This window comes from Azospirillum oleiclasticum, assembly GCF_013423485.1.
Taxonomy (GTDB): Bacteria; Pseudomonadota; Alphaproteobacteria; order Azospirillales; family Azospirillaceae; genus Azospirillum; species Azospirillum oleiclasticum.
The window spans coordinates 379,442-394,561 of the sequence record NZ_JABFFR010000003.1; the positions used below are offsets into that span (position 1 = coordinate 379,442).

The following is a 15,120-nucleotide window of genomic DNA, read 5'->3' on the forward strand; positions in this document are numbered from 1 at the left end:
GGACACAAGGATGCTGACGACGCACCCGTTCGATGACGACAAGCTGCACGAGGAGTGCGGGGTGTTCGGCATCCTCAACCACCCACAGGCCGCGGCGATCACCGCGCTGGGGCTGCACGCGCTCCAACACCGCGGGCAGGAGGCGGCGGGCATCGTCAGCTTCGACGGGGATTTCCACGTCGAGCACACGATGGGCCTCGTCGGCGACCATTTCTCGACCGAGGCGGTCATCTCCAAGCTGAAGGGGCCGGCGGCCATCGGCCATGTGCGCTACGCCACCACCGGTGCGGCGATGATGCGCAACGTGCAGCCGCTGTTCGCGGAGCTGGAATTCGGCGGCTTCGCCCTGGCGCACAACGGCAACCTGACCAACGCGCAGTCGTTGCGCCGCCAGCTCGTGCGCCGCGGCTGCCTGTTCCAGTCCACCACCGACACCGAGGTGATCGTCCATCTGATGGCGCTCGCCCGCGGCGGCTCCCCGGTGGACCGCATGATCGAGGCGGTGCGGCAGGTGGAGGGCGCCTTCTCCCTGGTCGCCATCACCCCGAAGCAGGTGATCGGCGTGCGCGACGCGCTGGGCGTGCGGCCGCTGGTGCTGGGCAAGCTCGGCGACAGCTACATCATGGCGTCGGAAAGCTGCGCGCTCGACATTGTCGGCGCCGATTTCGTGCGCGACGTCGAGCCGGGCGAGATGATCGTGCTGGACGAGTCCGGCGTGCATTCCATGCGCCCCTTCCAGCAGCAGCCGCGGCGCCTCTGTATTTTCGAGTACATCTACTTCGCCCGCCCCGACAGCGTGATCGAGGGGTCCTCCGTCTACGAGGCGCGGCGGCGCATCGGCGAGGAGCTGGCGATCGAGGCCCATGTGCCGGCCGACGCCATCGTCCCGGTTCCCGACAGCGGCGTGCCGGCCGCACTCGGCTACGCGACGCAGAGCGGCATCCCGTTCGAGCTGGGCATCATCCGCAACCATTATGTCGGCCGCACCTTCATCGAGCCGACCGACCAGATCCGCCATCTTGGCGTGAAGCTCAAGCACAACGCCAACCGCCGGGTGATCGAGGGCAAGCGCGTCATCCTGGTGGACGACAGCATCGTGCGCGGCACCACCTCGAAGAAGATCGTGGAAATGGTGCGCGCCGCCGGGGCGGCGGAGGTGCACATGCGCATCTCCAGCCCGCCGACCGCGCACCCCTGTTTCTACGGCATCGACACGCCCGAGCAGGACAAGCTGCTGGCCCACCGCTTCTCGGTGGAGGAGATGCGGGAGTTCATCCAGGCCGACAGCCTCGCCTTCATCTCCTTCGACGGTCTCTACCGCGCGATGGGCGAGCCGCGGCGCGATCCGGACGCGCTGCGCTATTGCGACGCTTGTTTCACCGGCGACTACCCGATCCGCCTGACCGACCGGGACGAGCGCGACAGCATCGAAAACCTGCGTCCGGCGCTGCGCGCCTGATGTGACGACGTCCTGCGGCTGGAGGGGAACGGAGACCATGGCGGATTGGCGTGCGCCTCTGGCGGTCGCGGCGGTGGGGGCCGTGGCCCTGCTTGCCGGTGCCGCGCCGGCCCGGGCGGGTCTGATGGTGGACCCGCGTGTCTATGGCCATGGCGCGCAGCAGACCCCGCAGCCGCAACCGGCACCGCCGGCGGATGCGGGCTATTCGGTGGCCGCGTACCCACTGCGCTGGTGCGTGCAGGGGGCGACCGTGACCATGGTCTTCTCCGCCGTGCTGTCGGCCCCTGCGGTGGTGACCGGCATCGGGGCTCCGCTGGGGGCCGCCGAGATCGCGACCGCCGCCGGCACCGGCTGTCTGTTCGGCGTCGCCTGGGGCGCCACGCTCACCAGCGTCCAGTGGGTGGGCAGCCAGGTGCTGTGGCTGTTCTCCGTGGACCCGCCGCCGCCGCGGATCATGGCCATCCAGGCCCGGACCTGACCGCCGTCCGCCTCCCCCGCCCCGTTTCCCCCGCCCCGTTTCCATAGTCCGCGAGTAGCACGCCCCATGTCCCGTCTGTCCGGCCGCGTCGCCCTGATCACCGGCGCCTCCCGCGGCATTGGCGCCGCCGTCGCCAAGCGTTTCGCCGCCGAAGGCGCGCACGTGATCCTGACCGCCCGCACCGTCGGCGGGCTGGAGGAGGTGGACGACGCCATCCGCACCGCCACCGGCCAGAGCGCCACCCTGGTGCCGCTCGACCTGCGCAAGACCGACCAGATCGACCAGCTCGGCTATTCCATCTACGAGCGGTTCCAGCGCCTCGACATCCTCGTCGGCAACGCCGGCGTGCTGGAGACCCTGGGGCCGGTCGCGCAGTTCGAGCCGAAGCTGTGGGACCGGGTGATGACGGTGAACGTCACCGCCAACTACCGCCTGATCCGCACCGCCGACCGGCTGCTGCGCGCGTCCGACGCCGGCCGGGCGATCTTCGTGACCTCCGGGGCGGCCCAGGCCCCCTACCCCTACTGGGGTCCGTACGCGGCCAGCAAGGCGGCGTTGGAGATGCTGGTGCGCAGCTACGCGATGGAAATCGCGTCCTCCAACCTGCGCGTCAACCTGATCGACCCCGGAATCGTCGCCACCAAGATGCGCGTCCAGGCCTTCCCCGGCGAGGACCAGTCCACACTGACCCAGCCCGATGCCATCACCGACGCCTTCGTCGCCCTGGCCGAACCCGCCTGCACCCGTCATGGCGAGATCGTCAAGGCGCAGGGCTGACCGTCGCGCCGACGGCCGGGCGATCATCCCGCGCTGAAAGCGCCCGGCGGGAAGCGGTCGATGCGGAAGTCGTGCAGCGGCGTGTCGGTGCGGCCGGTGGCGACGAGTTCGGCCATCACGTCGCCGACGCCGGGGCCGAGCTGGAAGCCATGGCCGCAGAAGCCGAAGGCGTGGAACAGGCCCGGGGTGGTCGCCGACGGCCCCATGACCGGCAGCATGTCGGCGACATAGCCTTCGCAGCCCGACCAGGTGCGGATGACGGCGACGCGGGCGAGCGCCGGCAGAAGCCGCACCAGTTGCCGGAGCTGGTGGGGCAGACGTCCCGGATCGGCCCTGGCGTGCCCCGGATCGAGATCCACCGCCACCCGTTCGGCGGCACCGCCGAATACGATGTTGCCGCGCTCGACCTGACGCAGATAGCCGCCGCTCCGCTCGCCGCGGCTCCAGATGCCGACCACCGGCAGCACCCGGTGCGGCAGGGGTTCGGTCACCCCCATCTGCGGGCCGCGGGCGGTCAGCGGCACCGGCTCCCCGAAACGGGCGGCGATCCGCGCCCCCCAGGCCCCGGCGGTGTTGAGCAGGCAGTCCGCGGCGAGGACGCCCTTGGAGGTTGTCACCGCGAACCCCGCGCCGGTCCTGGAGACGTCGCCGACCTCGGCCTCCTCCACGATCCGGGCGCCCAGCCGGCGGGCGGCGTCGGCGAAGGCGATCGACACCAGCCGCGGGTTGGCGCTGCCGTCCATGGGCGAGAAGGAGGCGGCGATCGCCTCCGGCCCGACGCCGGGAAAGCGGGCGCGGATGTCCGCGGGCGTCAGCTCCTCCAGCTCCAGCCCCCAGGGTCTGGCCTCCTCGGCGAAGCGGCGCATGTCGGCCAGCCCGTCGGCGTCGAAGACGAGACGCAGGTGGCCGGTCGCCCGGAACTCCACGTCGCGGCCCAGCAGCCGCTCCGCCTCCCCCCACAGCCGCAGCGAGCGGTGGGCCAGGGGCAGTTGCGGCAGATGGCGGCCGGTGCGGCGGATGTTGCCGAAGGAGGCGACGGTGGCCCCCGTGCCGATCCGGTTGCGCTCGACCAGCGTCACCCCCAGGCCGCGCCGTGCGAGGAAGAAGGCCGCGGCCGATCCCATCAGACCGCCGCCGAGCACGATCACATCCATCACCGTCTCCATCCGCTTGCCCCGGCGGGGTACGCACCGCCCGGATCCTGGCGGATGCACGGGGCTGGATGCAAAGACGGCTTCCGGGCACGGCCATAAGCGGGGCCTATGGTCGCGTCCGGGCACCGGCATAAGGCCGGCTTATGCGTGCGGCCGGATTGCCACTTGGACCCCGCCCCGGCCCTCATGCCAGCCTTCGGCCATCGCAGGAAAGGGTCGATCATGGATGGTGCCAGTGCCCCGGCCGCCGGGGGGAACGAAGCCGCCGACTGGAAGATCGGCGTCGATATCGGCGGAACCTTCATCGATTTTTGCGCGCTGGAAACCCGATCGGGGCGGATGGCCTCGCTGAAGGTGCTGACGACCCCCGACGAGCCGGGGGCCGAGCTGATGACCGGGCTGGCGCTGCTGGCCGAGCGCGAGGGGCTGGACCCGGCGGCGGTGTCGCGCTTCGTCCACGGCACCACCGTCGGCATCAACACCATCATCCAGCGCAAGGGCGTGCGGCTGGCCCTGGTGACCAACGCCGGCTTCGAGGATGTCATCGAACTGGCCCGGCTGCGCATGCCGGACACCTATTCGCTGTTCTGCGCGCGTCCGGACCAGTTGATCTCCCGCGATCTGGTGTTCGGCATTCCGGCCCGCCTGCGAGCCGACGGGACCGAGACCCTGGCCCCTGATCTTACGGCGCTGGCGGCGGCGGTCGACGCGGCGAAGGCCAAGGGGGCGAAGGGGATCATCGTGTCCTTCCTGCACGCGTGGCGCGACGGCCGCCAGGAGGCCGCGGTGAAGGCCGAAATCGCCCGTCTGGCGCCGGAGCTGTTCACCTTCACCTCGTCCGAGGTGTGGCCGGTGATCCGCGAGTATGAGCGGACGACCACCGCCATCCTCAACGGCTATGTCCACCCGCGCGTCTCCGACTATCTGGCGGCGCTGGAACGGCGGCTCGCCGCGTCCGGCGTGCCGGCCACGGCCATGCTGACCAAGACCAACGGCGGCGTGATGACGGCGGCGGAGGGTCGGCACGCCTGCGTGCACATGCTGCTGTCGGGCACCGCGTCTGGCGTGATCGGGGCGGCCTGGCTGGCCCGGCAGGCGGGGGAGACACGGGTCCTGACGCTCGACATCGGCGGTACCTCGGCCGATTTCGCGCTGATCGTCGATGGCGAGGCGCAGTTCGGCACCGGCGAGCTGATCGGGGAGTTCCCGCTCTACATCCCGTCGGTGTCGGTCAGCTCCATCGGCGTCGGCGGCGGCTCGATCGCCGGCGTTGACGCCCACGGCGTGCTGCGCGTCGGCCCGGAATCGGCGGGGTCGGTGCCGGGCCCGGCCTGCTACGGCAAGGGCGGCGACCGCGCCACGGTGACCGACGCGATGGTCGTGTGCGGCTGGCTCGGCCACAGCGACATGGCCTATGGCCGCCTGCGCATGGACGCCGGCCTGGCGCGGGAGGCGGTGTCCCGCCTGGCCCTGGCGCTGGGGCGCCCGGTCGAGGAGACCGCGCAGGCCATCCTCGACGTCGCCGTCTCCGAGATGCTGGTCGAGGTGGAGAAGCTGGCATCGCGCACCGGCGTCGATCTGCGCGAGTTCACCCTGATGCCCTTCGGCGGCGGCGGCCCGATGCTCGGCACCTTCCTCGCCCGCGAGCTCGGCATGGCGCGGGTGATGGCACCGCGCCGCCCCGGCGTGGTGTCGGCGCTGGGCGGGCTGGTCGCCGACCTGCGCGGCGATTTCATCCGGACCCTGTTCGCCGACCTGTCGGCCGGGCTGCTGCCGTCCCTGCGCGGTGTGGTGTCGGCCCTCGCCGACGAGGGGTGCCGCTGGCTGGCCGCCCAGGGTCACGACGGGGCCATCGACCTCCAGCTCTCGGCCGACATGCGCTACGCCGGCCAGAGCTACGAGATAGAGGTCGCCCTGCGGCCGGAGTGGCTGGAGGCCGGCGATGCCGCCGCGATCGCCGCGGCGTTCCACGACACCCACCAGCGTCTCTACGATTTCCACGACCCCGAGGGGCGGATCGAGATCGTCAACATCCGCCTGAGCGCGATCGGCGCCGGACCAAAGCTGACCTTCCCCGACGCCGACGAGGTCGACGCGCCGGCCGCACCGGAGCGCGCGATCGCGGTGTTCACCGGCCGGACGACCGAGCGGATCGGCCTCTACCGGCGCGACGGGCTGCGGCCGGGGGGACGCTTCGCCGGGCCGGCGGTGGTGGCCCAGGAGGACACCACCGTCGCCATCCCGTCCGGCGCCATGGTCCATGTCGACCGCCACCTCAATCTCCACCTGACCTTTGCCGAGTGACCGCCATGTTCGATCGCATGACCCTCCAGGTTCTGGCGAACCACGCCCGCGCCGCGGCCGAGAACATGGCCCACACGCTGCACCGCACGGCCCATTCCGCCTTCGTCAAGGAGACGGAGGACTTCACCGTGATGCTGCTGAACCGCAAGGGGGAGACCTTCGCGGTGCCGATGGAGCTGGGTGCCACCTGGTACCCCGGCCTGAACTGCGGCCGGGCGATCGCCATGATTGACGACTACCGGCCGGGCGACGTGGGGTTCACCAACGACCCCTACTCCTCCTTCGTGGCGACCCACGCGCCCGACACCCATCTGTGGAAACCGGTCTTCCACGAGGGGGAGATCATCGCCTGGACCGGCGGGCACATCCACAACACCGACATGGGCGGCGCCGTCCCCGCCTCGCTGTCGCGGGCGCTGACCGAGATCCACCAGGAGGGCATCCGCTTCCCGCCGATGAAGCTGGTCCGGGAGGGCGTGCTCGACGACACGATCATGCGGATCATGACCACCAACGTCCGCAAGCCCGACCTCAACGTCGGCGACATCAAGGCGCTGATCGGCGCGCTCAACACCGGCGAGCGCAAGATCCTGGCGATGGTCGAAAAGTTCGGGCGCGACATCTTCCTGGACGGGGTGGAGGCGCTGCTCGACCACGCCGAGGCCCAGGCGCGCGCGGTGCTGCGGTCGATGCCCGACGGACGCTGGGAGTTCGCCGATTACGCCGACGAGGATTCGGTGGAGGCCAACCCCTGCCGGCTGAAGCTGACGCTGACCATCCGCGGCGACGAGGCGGTGCTGGACTTCACCGGCTCGGACCCACAGCTCGCCTCGTCGCTCAACGTGCCGTCCGGCGGCGATCCGCGTCACACCATCCTGCTGGTCGGCGTCTATTACGTGCTGCGGACGCTCGATCCCAAGATCCTGCTGAACACCGGGCTGACCCGGCCCTTCACCTGCATCACGCCGGAGGGATCGGTGCTCAACCCGGTCCACCCGGCGGCCGTCGGCATGCGGTCGCTGACCTGCGCCCGGCTGCGCTCGGTGGTGTTCGGCGCCTTCTGCCAGGTGGTGCCGGAGCGTCTGCCCGCGGCACCGGCCGGCAACAACTGCATCGTCAACGTGATGACCACCGACGAGCGGACCAGCCGCACGGTCATCGCCGCGGTCAACCCGGTGGTCGGCGGCGGCGGCGCCATGCCGCACCGCGACGGCACCAACGGGTCCGGCGCCGACGCCGCCTATCTGAAGAACACGCCGATCGAGATCACCGAGACCGAGACGCCGGTCGAGTTCGTCCGCTACGGGCTGGCGCGGGACAGCGGCGGGGCCGGCCGCTGGCGCGGCGGGCTGGCGACGGAGATGGCCTTCCGCGTCTTCGCCCCCGACAGCCGCATCACCGCCCGAAACCGCGACCGCAGCGTCTTCCGCCCGTGGGGCACGCTGGGCGGGTGCGCGGCCGGGCTCTCCGACATGGTGGTGAACCCCGGCACCCCCGAGGCCCGCCGGCTCGGCAACATCGACACGGCGGTGCTGCAGCCGGGCGATGTGCTGGAGATCCGCTCGGCCGGCGGCGGCGGGCGCGGCGATCCGCTGGAGCGCGAACCCTGGCGGGTGGCCCGCGACGTGGAGCGCGGCTACGTCTCGGCCGAGGCGGCCCGGCGCGACTATGGCGTGATCCTGCGCGACGGCGTTCCCGACGAGGTGGCGACCGCGGCGGAACGCGCGATCCGACCGAAGCCCGCCGGCTTCTTCCACTTCGGCCCCGAACGGTCCGGGTACGAGGCGCAATGGACCCCGGCGGCCTACGACCGCCTGATGGGGATTCTCTTCAGTCTGCCGATCCACTGGCGCTTCTTCACCAAGACGGAGATCTTCCGCCGGATGAAGGGCCGTGCCGGGGCCGAGGGCGTGGAGGCCGCCTTCGCCGAGGTGTGCCGCCGCTTCCCCACGCTGCCGGCACCCCGGCCGGCGCTGCGGGACGCCGCGGAATGAGCGGCGGACAGGGCAGCCCGGCCGCCGGCGGCCGGGTGGTGCGACTGGCCGAGACCGGGCGGCGGCCGGTGACTTTCTTCCTGGACGGCCGGGAGTGCGTGGCGCTGGCCGGCGATACGGTGCTGACGGCGATCCTCGCGTCGACCCCGGCGGTGCGCCGGTCGGACTTCGGGCCCGAAGGCCGGGCGGGCTTCTGCCTGATGGGGGCCTGCCAGGACTGCTGGGTGTGGCCGGAGCAAGGCCCGCGCCTGCGAAGCTGTTCGACACCGGTCGCCGAGGGCATGCGGCTGCTGACCACACCACCGGGAGACTGGCCGTGACGGCGCCGGCACCGCCGCGGGTGGTGATCGTCGGTGCCGGGCCGGCCGGCATCCGGGCGGCGCAGACGCTGGTGGCGGCCGGCCTCGCCCCGGTCGTCATCGACGAGGGCGCGCGCGCCGGCGGGCAGATCTACCGCCGTCCGCCCGAGGGCTTCACGCGCCCGCCCGAGACCCTCTACGGGCCGGAAGCGCCCAAGGCGCGCGACCTGCACGCGGTGTTCGACCGGATGGTCGCGGCGGGGCAGCTTCACCATCACCCGCGCAGCTCGGTGCTGGCGGTGGCCGGGGGCGAACTTCATGTGCAGAGCGACGCCGGCGGATCGCGGATCGGCTACGACCGGCTGATCCTGGCGACCGGGGCCACCGATCGTCTCGCCCCGGTCCCCGGCTGGCAGAATCCCGGCGTCTTCAGCCTCGGCGGCGTGCAGATCGCGCTCAAGGCACAGGGGGTGGCGCTCGGCCGGCGGATGGTGCTGGCCGGTTCCGGGCCGCTGCTCACCCTGGTCGCGGCGCAGTTGCTGAAGGCCGGCGGCACGGTGGCGGCCGTGCTCGACACGGCACCGCTGGGCGGCCAGCTCGCCGCATGGGCGGGGCTGGCGGCAAGGCCGGGGCTGGCGCTGCGCGGGCTCGCCATGCGGGCGCGGCTGGGGCGCCTCTACCACGCCGGCGTCAGCCTCGACCGCATCGAGGCCGACGAGCGCGGGCCGGTCGCCATCCGTTGGCGCGACGCCTCCGGCCGGCCGCGGGAGACCGCGTGCGACATGGTCGGGCTGGGCTGGCATCTGCGGGCCGAGACGCACCTCGCCGATCTCGCCGGCTGCCGGTTCGCCTATGACGAGACCTGGGCGCAGTGGCTGCCCATGGCCGACCGGATGGGTCGCGCCGGGAACGGCGTCTATCTGGCCGGCGACGGCCTGCGCATTCTGGGCGCCGACGGCGCGGAGCTGGCCGGGCGGCTGGCCGCCGCGGCCTGTCTGGCGGATCTGGGGCTGCCGGCACCCGACCCACGCGCCGACCTGCGCCGGCTGGCGCGGCTGGAGCGTTTCGCCCGCGGCATCGCGCGGGCCTTCCCTTGGCCGGCCGACATGGTCCGCGCCCTGCCCGACGAGGCGGTGGTCTGCCGCTGCGAGGGGATCACCGCCGGCGCCCTGGGCGACACGGTGGAGTACGGCGGGCCCGAGGCCAACCGCGCCAAGTCGCTGGGCCGCGTCGGCATGGGGCGCTGCCAGGGCCGCTATTGCCAGCTCGCCGCCGCCGAACTGATCGCCGCGCGGACGGGCGACACCGCCGCCCGCGATGTCGGAAGGCTGCGCGGCCAGGCGCCGGTGCGCCCCCTGTTGGTCGGGGCGTGGGAGAAGACGCCGTGACACAGCGGATCCGGCGGGAGCGACGCAGGGCTGACGGGCGGGCCGCCGCCCTACGCGGTGTCGCCGCGGATATCCCGCCCGAGGGTCGCGCAAGCCTGACGCAGACAGTCGCGCATCGCCTCGTGACTGCCCGACAGGCTGCGGTTCCGGCTCGTCAGGATCGCGATCGGAACCGGGATGCGTGGCTGGAAAGGCCGGCGCACCAGGCCGGGGAACTGCTCCCACGGGATCAGGCCGTCCACGATGGCGATCCCCAGCGCCTCTCGGACGAACGGCAGGGCGGTGATCGACACGTCGATCTCGATCGCCGGGGCGTAGGAAACGCCCTCAGCGTCCGCCGCTCCGGCCAGCAGCCGGGCGGGCAGCGTGTCGGCCCGGTAGGAGATCAGCGTCTCGTCCCCGATGTCGGCGAACCCGACACGGTCGAGGGCGGCCAGCCGGTGCCCCGCGGGCATGACGCAGACCAGCTCGGTGTGCCCCACCGTCTCCACGTCGATGTCGTGATGGGGCAGGTTGTTCATGGCGACGCCCAGCGACACGTCGCCGTTGCGCAGCATCTCGATGACGTTCATCACCGGCGCCACCAGCGACCGGACGACGATGTCGGGATGCGCCTCGCGGAAGGCGAGCAGGGCCTTCGGCACGATCGACATCGACGGCGGTGCGGAGGAGGCAAGCCGAACCAGCCCGGACCGGCCGTACCGCATGTCCACGGTGCGCCGGCGCAAGGCTCCGAGCTCGGAGAAGATCCGTTCCGCCTCGGGATAAAGCTCCTCCGCCTGCTCGGTCGGCACCAGACGGCCGCGCACGCGGTTGAACAGCTTGAAACCGAGCTGGTCCTCGGCGTTGAGAAGGATCTGGCTCAAGGCCGGCTGCGAGATGTTCAGCATGGCGGCGGCACCCGTCACCGTCCCGCAGCGCATGAGCATGCAGAAGACTTCCAGTTGACGCGCGCGCATTCCCTGTCCCGACGATGTCCGCCCTCCGGTTATTAAGACGGCAGGGGTGGAGCGAGGCAACATGGTTCTGCACACCCGTCCCGCCCTTTGCCTGTGAAGGATCGCAGCAATGACCGACCATTCCGCCACCTCCATCGCCGCCAAGGGTGCGATGATCCCGCAGATCGGCCTCGGCACCTGGGAGCTTGGCGGCCGGGTGCTGGCGGACGCCGTCGACGCCGCGGTCGCCGCCGGCTACCGCCATTTCGACACCGCACCCCGCTATGGGAACGAGGCCGAGCTGGGTGCGGCGCTGCGGGCCACGGGGCTGGCCCGCGACAGCCTCTTCATCACCACCAAGGTCTGGTACACCGAGCTGTCGGCCCCCGCCCTGCGGCGGTCGGCCGAGACCAGCGTCGAGCGGCTGGGCCTCGGCCCGGTCGATCTGCTGCTGGTCCATTGGCCCAGCCCCGACGTCCCGCTGGAGGAGACGATGACGGCACTCCGCGAGGTCCGGCTGGGCGGGCTGACGCGCCACATCGGGGTGTCGAACTTCCCGGTCTCCCTGCTCGACCGCGCCGTCGCCCTGACCGACGGGGAGCTGGTCGCCAACCAATGCGAATACCACCCCCGGCTCGATCAGGCGGCGCTGATCCGCCGCTGCCGCCACCACGGCCTCGCCTTCATCGCCTACGCACCGGTCGGGAATGGCCGGTTGCTCCAGGACCCGGTGATCGCGGCGCTGGCCCGGCGCCACGATCGCAGCCCCGCCCAGATCATCCTGCGCTGGCACGTCCAGCAAGGGGTGGCGGCGATCCCCCGGTCGACAAACCCGCGCCACATCGCCGAGAACATCGCCGTTACCGGCTTCGCGCTCGACGAGGCCGAGATGGCGGCGATCAGCGGGCTCGCGGTTCCCGACGGCCGCATCTTCGACCCGGCCTGGGTCACGGGCTGGGCGTGAGCCGGGATGTCCACCTCCGCCGGTCAGCCGAGCGCCTGGCTGACCAGCCCGAAGGTGACGGGCCGGCCGGGGCCGCGCGTGGCGGGATCGACGAAGCAGCTCACCCCGAGCGACATGGTGAGCACCGTGTCGTAAACCGGCAGGCCGGACTGGGTGAGAAACGACGGGAACGCGCCCTCGTCCAGATGGGTGTCGAGCCGCAGGAAGCGGCCATCGAGTTCGGCCACGAACGGTGCCACGACGGCGATGGCGTCCTCGTCCGACGCGGCCACCACCGGGCCGACGACGTGGCCGCGGCCGAACGGGCGGCACAGGGCGAACGCCTCCAGCACCCCGTCGCGGAAGACGCCGAGGCCCTGCGAATGGCCGTACAGCCGCCCCAGCAGGCCAGCGCGGCACACACCGAAGGCGCGCGCATCCAGCGCGGTCGCGGCATCGCGATCGGCGGCCTCGAGCCGGCGCAGGACCGCGCCGTCGGGCACCAGCGGGGGCACCGCCGGCCGCCTCGCCTCACCCTGGCGCTGATAGACCGTCTTCTCCGGCACGAAACCCAGCGAGAGGTAGAGGCGCCGCGCCGCGCGGGTGGCGCTCAGCCGGAACGCCGACCGGCCGGACTCGGCCAGCACACGCCGCATCAGCCAGTCGCCGACACCCAGCGTCTGCAGGCGCGGCGACGTGACGGTCATGCCCACCGTGGCGAAAGTCGGGTCATGGGCGAACCACATCGCCGATCCGAGGACTCGGTCGATCTCGTCGAGCGCCACGAACCCACGGCCGAAGTCGCGCAGGAACTGCCAGTCCTCGGCCCGGTGCGGCCAGCCGACGGACATCGTCAGCGCGTGCAGACTTGCCAAATCCACCTCGAGGATGTCGGCCAAACGCACCTCGAAGGCGTCGACCGCCAGCGATTCCGGTGCGGTGCTGTCCATGCTCCTCCTCCCGCTCACTTCGTCACGGACGGGGCCGGACGCCCCGGCCGGACACGCGCTCCGACCGGCGCAGCCCTACCGTGTGGTCCCGTGCAAGACTAGACGACGAACCGCCGCACAAAGCGCCGCCGGCCATCCCGCCCGCACAACAATCAACCATATCCCCGGCGCATTCAGCACGGAATGACGGACGCTCCCGCTAAGATCATGACGACCGGCGCCGCCGCATCGCCCGCCGTCGCCACCCACCACCGCCACCGCCCGCCCTGCGGATTCGTCCGCGGGGACTCGTTCCTTCCGCCCGAGGCATGCCAATGACGGTGATCGACATCCTGGAGCGCCTGGTCGCCGTCCCGTCGGTGGTCGGAACCCCGAACCATGCCATCGTGGACGGCATCCGGGCGATCCTGGCGGAGGCCGGTGCCCGCGTGCACATCCTGCCGGGGCCGGAGGGCGACCGCTCCAACCTGTTCGCCACCATCGGGCCGGCCATGGTGCCGGGCTATGTGCTGTCCGGGCACATGGATGTGGTTCCCGCCGGCGAAGCCGGGTGGACCGGCGACCCGTTCCGGCTGCGCGCCGAGGACGACCGGCTCTATGGCCGCGGCACGTCGGACATGAAAGGCTTCATCGCGGCGGCTCTCGCGGCCCTGCCAGCCCTGACGGCGGCACCGCTCGCCCGCCCCATCCATATGGCCTTCACCTACGACGAGGAGGCCGGCTGCCAGGGTGCCCCACACCTGCTGCCGCATCTGCCGGCGCTGTGCGCGCCGCCGCTGGGCGTCATCGTCGGGGAGCCGAGCGGCCTGCGCGCCATCCGCGCCCACAAGGGCAAGGCCGCCGCCCGCCTCACCATCCAGGGACGGGCCGGCCACTCCTCCCGTCCCGATCAGGGGCTGAACGCCATCCACGCCATGTCCCTAGCCCTGTCCGGCGCCGTCGCGGAGGCCGAACGGCTGACCGCGGGGCCGCTGGACGCGGTCTTCGAGCCACCCTGCTCCACCCTTCAGGTCGGCACCATCCGCGGTGGGCAGGCCGTCAACGTCATCCCCGACAGCTGCACCGCCGAGTTGGAGGCACGGGCGATCGCCGGGGTCGATCCCGCCGCCCTGCTGGCGCCGGTGCGGCGCGCGGCGGAACGGCTGAGCGAGCAGGGATTCACCGTGGAGTGGACCGGGACGAGCGCCTACCCCGCCCTGTCCCTGCCCGCCGCCTCGCCCCTGGCGCTGCTTCTGGAGGAATTGACCGGGCAGACACCCCTGGCAGCCGTCAGCTACGGCACGGAAGCCGGCCTGTACCAGACCACCGGGGTGGACGCCATCATCTGCGGCCCCGGCGACATCGCGCGCGCCCACCGCCCCGACGAATACATCCTGACCGGGGAGCTGCTGGCCTGCCAGTCCATGATCGAGCGGCTCGGCGCCCGCTGCCGGCTGTGACCGCCGGCCCGCACCCCCAAACCGATCGCGTCCAGCCGATGAGGAACCGATGACCTTCCTGTTCAATTCGGACGCCGCGCGCGGGGCCGTCTTCGCCGAAGCCTTCGCCCGCGACCTGCCCGACCTGCCCTTCTCGATGGACCCGGCCACGGTCGATCCGGACAGCGTCCGCTACCTCCTGACCTGGACGATCCCGCCGGATCTGCACCGCTACCGGAACCTCGAGGTGGTGTTCTCCATCGGTGCCGGGGTGGACCAGTTCACCATGGCCGCCCTGCCCGACCATGTGATGGTCGTGCGCATGGTCGAGGACGGCATCCTGCGCATGATGCAGGAATATGTGGCGATGGGCGTGCTGATGCTGCATCGCCTGATGCCGACCTACCTCGACCAGCAGCGCCATCGGGTCTGGAAGCCGATTCCCCAGTCGCAGGCGCACGAACGCCGCATCGGGGTTCTGGGGCTCGGCCAGCTCGGGCAGGCGGTGCTGGAGCGGTTGAAGCCGTTCGGCTTCCCGCTGGCGGGCTGGAGCCGTTCGCCGCGCAGCGTCGAGGGCGTGGCCTGCCTGCATGGCGCCGACGGGCTGGACCGGCTGCTCGCCGCCGCCGACATCCTCGTCTGCCTGCTGCCCCTGACACCGGAAACCCGCGGCTTCCTCAACGCGGACCTGTTCGCCCGGCTGCCGGCCGGTGCGTCGCTGGTCCACACCGGGCGGGGGCCGCAACTCGACGCGGCGGCGCTGGTCGCGGCGCTGGAGTCCGGGCATCTGTCCGGCGCCGTGATCGACGTGACCGACCCGGAGCCGCTGCCGCCGGAGCACGCCTTCTGGCAGCACCCGAAGATCATCCTGACGCCGCACATCGCCAGCGTCACCCAACCGACCGGCGCCGCCCGCGCGGTGATCGAGAACATCCGGCGCCTGCGCGCCGGCCTCGACCCGGTCGGGCTGGTCGATCGGGGACGCGGCTACTGACCCGTTTCCGCATCAATGTCCGCC

The 15,120-nt window shown here is 72.0% G+C and carries 13 protein-coding genes; 10 read left to right on the forward strand and 3 right to left on the reverse strand.

Annotated features, from left to right (window positions below; translation table 11 throughout):
* Positions 1–10: 10 nt before the first annotated feature.
* The 3 genes from purF to HL658_RS06840 all read left to right on the forward strand — a co-directional run bounded on the left by purF (position 11) and on the right by HL658_RS06840 (position 2,714).
* Positions 11–1,459, forward strand: a complete 1,449-nt coding sequence (gene purF, locus HL658_RS06830) for an amidophosphoribosyltransferase (protein ID WP_180281160.1) — start codon at positions 11–13, stop codon at positions 1,457–1,459.
* Between the two features lie 37 nt (positions 1,460–1,496).
* Positions 1,497–1,937: a hypothetical protein gene (locus tag HL658_RS06835; protein WP_180281161.1), complete on the forward strand. Its 441-nt coding sequence runs from the start codon at positions 1,497–1,499 to the stop codon at positions 1,935–1,937.
* Positions 1,938–2,003: 66 nt separating this feature from the next.
* On the forward strand, positions 2,004–2,714 hold the full coding sequence (locus tag HL658_RS06840; RefSeq protein ID WP_180281162.1) for an SDR family NAD(P)-dependent oxidoreductase: 711 nt from the start codon (positions 2,004–2,006) through the stop codon (positions 2,712–2,714).
* Between the two features lie 23 nt (positions 2,715–2,737).
* On the opposite strand, the gene HL658_RS06845 is transcribed toward HL658_RS06840, so the two are convergent.
* On the reverse strand, positions 2,738–3,868 hold the full coding sequence (locus HL658_RS06845; protein ID WP_180281163.1) for an NAD(P)/FAD-dependent oxidoreductase: 1,131 nt from the start codon (positions 3,866–3,868) through the stop codon (positions 2,738–2,740).
* 222 nt (positions 3,869–4,090) lie between these two features.
* Here HL658_RS06845 and HL658_RS06850 point away from each other — a divergent pair, with 222 nt between their 5' ends.
* From HL658_RS06850 to HL658_RS06865, 4 genes are read left to right on the forward strand one after another with little or no spacing between them, the layout of a single operon-like run.
* Positions 4,091–6,172, forward strand: a complete 2,082-nt coding sequence (locus HL658_RS06850) for a hydantoinase/oxoprolinase family protein (RefSeq protein WP_180281164.1) — start codon at positions 4,091–4,093, stop codon at positions 6,170–6,172.
* A 5-nt stretch (positions 6,173–6,177) separates the two neighbouring features.
* Entirely contained in the window at positions 6,178–8,166 is a 1,989-nt protein-coding gene (locus tag HL658_RS06855) for a hydantoinase B/oxoprolinase family protein (RefSeq protein WP_180281165.1), read from the forward strand.
* Positions 8,163–8,486, forward strand: coding sequence for a (2Fe-2S)-binding protein (locus tag HL658_RS06860; protein ID WP_180281166.1), 324 nt, complete (start codon positions 8,163–8,165; stop codon positions 8,484–8,486). The genes HL658_RS06855 and HL658_RS06860 overlap by 4 nt, the downstream gene beginning before the upstream one ends.
* Positions 8,483–9,853, forward strand: a complete 1,371-nt coding sequence (locus tag HL658_RS06865; RefSeq protein WP_180281167.1) for an FAD-dependent oxidoreductase — start codon at positions 8,483–8,485, stop codon at positions 9,851–9,853. The genes HL658_RS06860 and HL658_RS06865 overlap by 4 nt, the downstream gene beginning before the upstream one ends.
* Positions 9,854–9,903: 50 nt before the next feature.
* Here the strand turns inward: HL658_RS06865 and HL658_RS06870 are convergent, their stop codons facing one another.
* On the reverse strand, positions 9,904–10,812 hold the full coding sequence (locus HL658_RS06870; protein WP_180281168.1) for a LysR family transcriptional regulator: 909 nt from the start codon (positions 10,810–10,812) through the stop codon (positions 9,904–9,906).
* A gap of 109 nt (positions 10,813–10,921) precedes the next feature.
* Between HL658_RS06870 and HL658_RS06875 the strand changes: the two genes are divergently transcribed.
* Positions 10,922–11,755 carry an aldo/keto reductase gene (locus tag HL658_RS06875; protein WP_180281169.1) on the forward strand — a complete coding sequence of 278 codons (834 nt, stop codon included), beginning with the start codon at positions 10,922–10,924 and terminating at the stop codon, positions 11,753–11,755.
* A gap of 23 nt (positions 11,756–11,778) precedes the next feature.
* Here HL658_RS06875 and HL658_RS06880 read toward each other — a convergent pair whose 3' ends face one another.
* A complete protein-coding gene (locus HL658_RS06880; protein WP_180281170.1) occupies positions 11,779–12,684 on the reverse strand; it encodes a GNAT family N-acetyltransferase in 906 nt (301 codons plus the stop codon).
* Positions 12,685–12,998: 314 nt separating this feature from the next.
* Between HL658_RS06880 and argE the strand changes: the two genes are divergently transcribed.
* The gene (argE, locus tag HL658_RS06885; RefSeq protein WP_180281171.1) at positions 12,999–14,123 is read left to right on the forward strand and encodes an acetylornithine deacetylase; all 1,125 of its coding nucleotides are present in this window, start codon (positions 12,999–13,001) and stop codon (positions 14,121–14,123) included.
* Positions 14,124–14,172: 49 nt separating this feature from the next.
* Entirely contained in the window at positions 14,173–15,096 is a 924-nt protein-coding gene (locus HL658_RS06890) for a 2-hydroxyacid dehydrogenase (protein WP_180281172.1), read from the forward strand.
* The last annotated feature ends 24 nt before the right edge of the window (positions 15,097–15,120 follow it).

Excerpts from the sequence above, each read along its gene's own strand:
- purF (WP_180281160.1), top strand. The coding sequence starts at position 11 with ATGCTGACGACGCACCCGTTCGATGACGACAAGCTGCACGAGGAGTGC.
- HL658_RS06835 (WP_180281161.1), top strand. The coding sequence starts at position 1,497 with ATGGCGGATTGGCGTGCGCCTCTGGCGGTCGCGGCGGTGGGGGCCGTG.
- HL658_RS06840 (WP_180281162.1), top strand. The coding sequence starts at position 2,004 with ATGTCCCGTCTGTCCGGCCGCGTCGCCCTGATCACCGGCGCCTCCCGC.
- HL658_RS06845 (WP_180281163.1), bottom strand. The coding sequence starts at position 3,868 with ATGGATGTGATCGTGCTCGGCGGCGGTCTGATGGGATCGGCCGCGGCC.
- HL658_RS06850 (WP_180281164.1), top strand. The coding sequence starts at position 4,091 with ATGGATGGTGCCAGTGCCCCGGCCGCCGGGGGGAACGAAGCCGCCGAC.
- HL658_RS06855 (WP_180281165.1), top strand. The coding sequence starts at position 6,178 with ATGTTCGATCGCATGACCCTCCAGGTTCTGGCGAACCACGCCCGCGCC.
- HL658_RS06860 (WP_180281166.1), top strand. The coding sequence starts at position 8,163 with ATGAGCGGCGGACAGGGCAGCCCGGCCGCCGGCGGCCGGGTGGTGCGA.
- HL658_RS06870 (WP_180281168.1), bottom strand. The coding sequence starts at position 10,812 with ATGCGCGCGCGTCAACTGGAAGTCTTCTGCATGCTCATGCGCTGCGGG.
- HL658_RS06875 (WP_180281169.1), top strand. The coding sequence starts at position 10,922 with ATGACCGACCATTCCGCCACCTCCATCGCCGCCAAGGGTGCGATGATC.
- HL658_RS06880 (WP_180281170.1), bottom strand. The coding sequence starts at position 12,684 with ATGGACAGCACCGCACCGGAATCGCTGGCGGTCGACGCCTTCGAGGTG.
- argE (WP_180281171.1), top strand. The coding sequence starts at position 12,999 with ATGACGGTGATCGACATCCTGGAGCGCCTGGTCGCCGTCCCGTCGGTG.
- HL658_RS06890 (WP_180281172.1), top strand. The coding sequence starts at position 14,173 with ATGACCTTCCTGTTCAATTCGGACGCCGCGCGCGGGGCCGTCTTCGCC.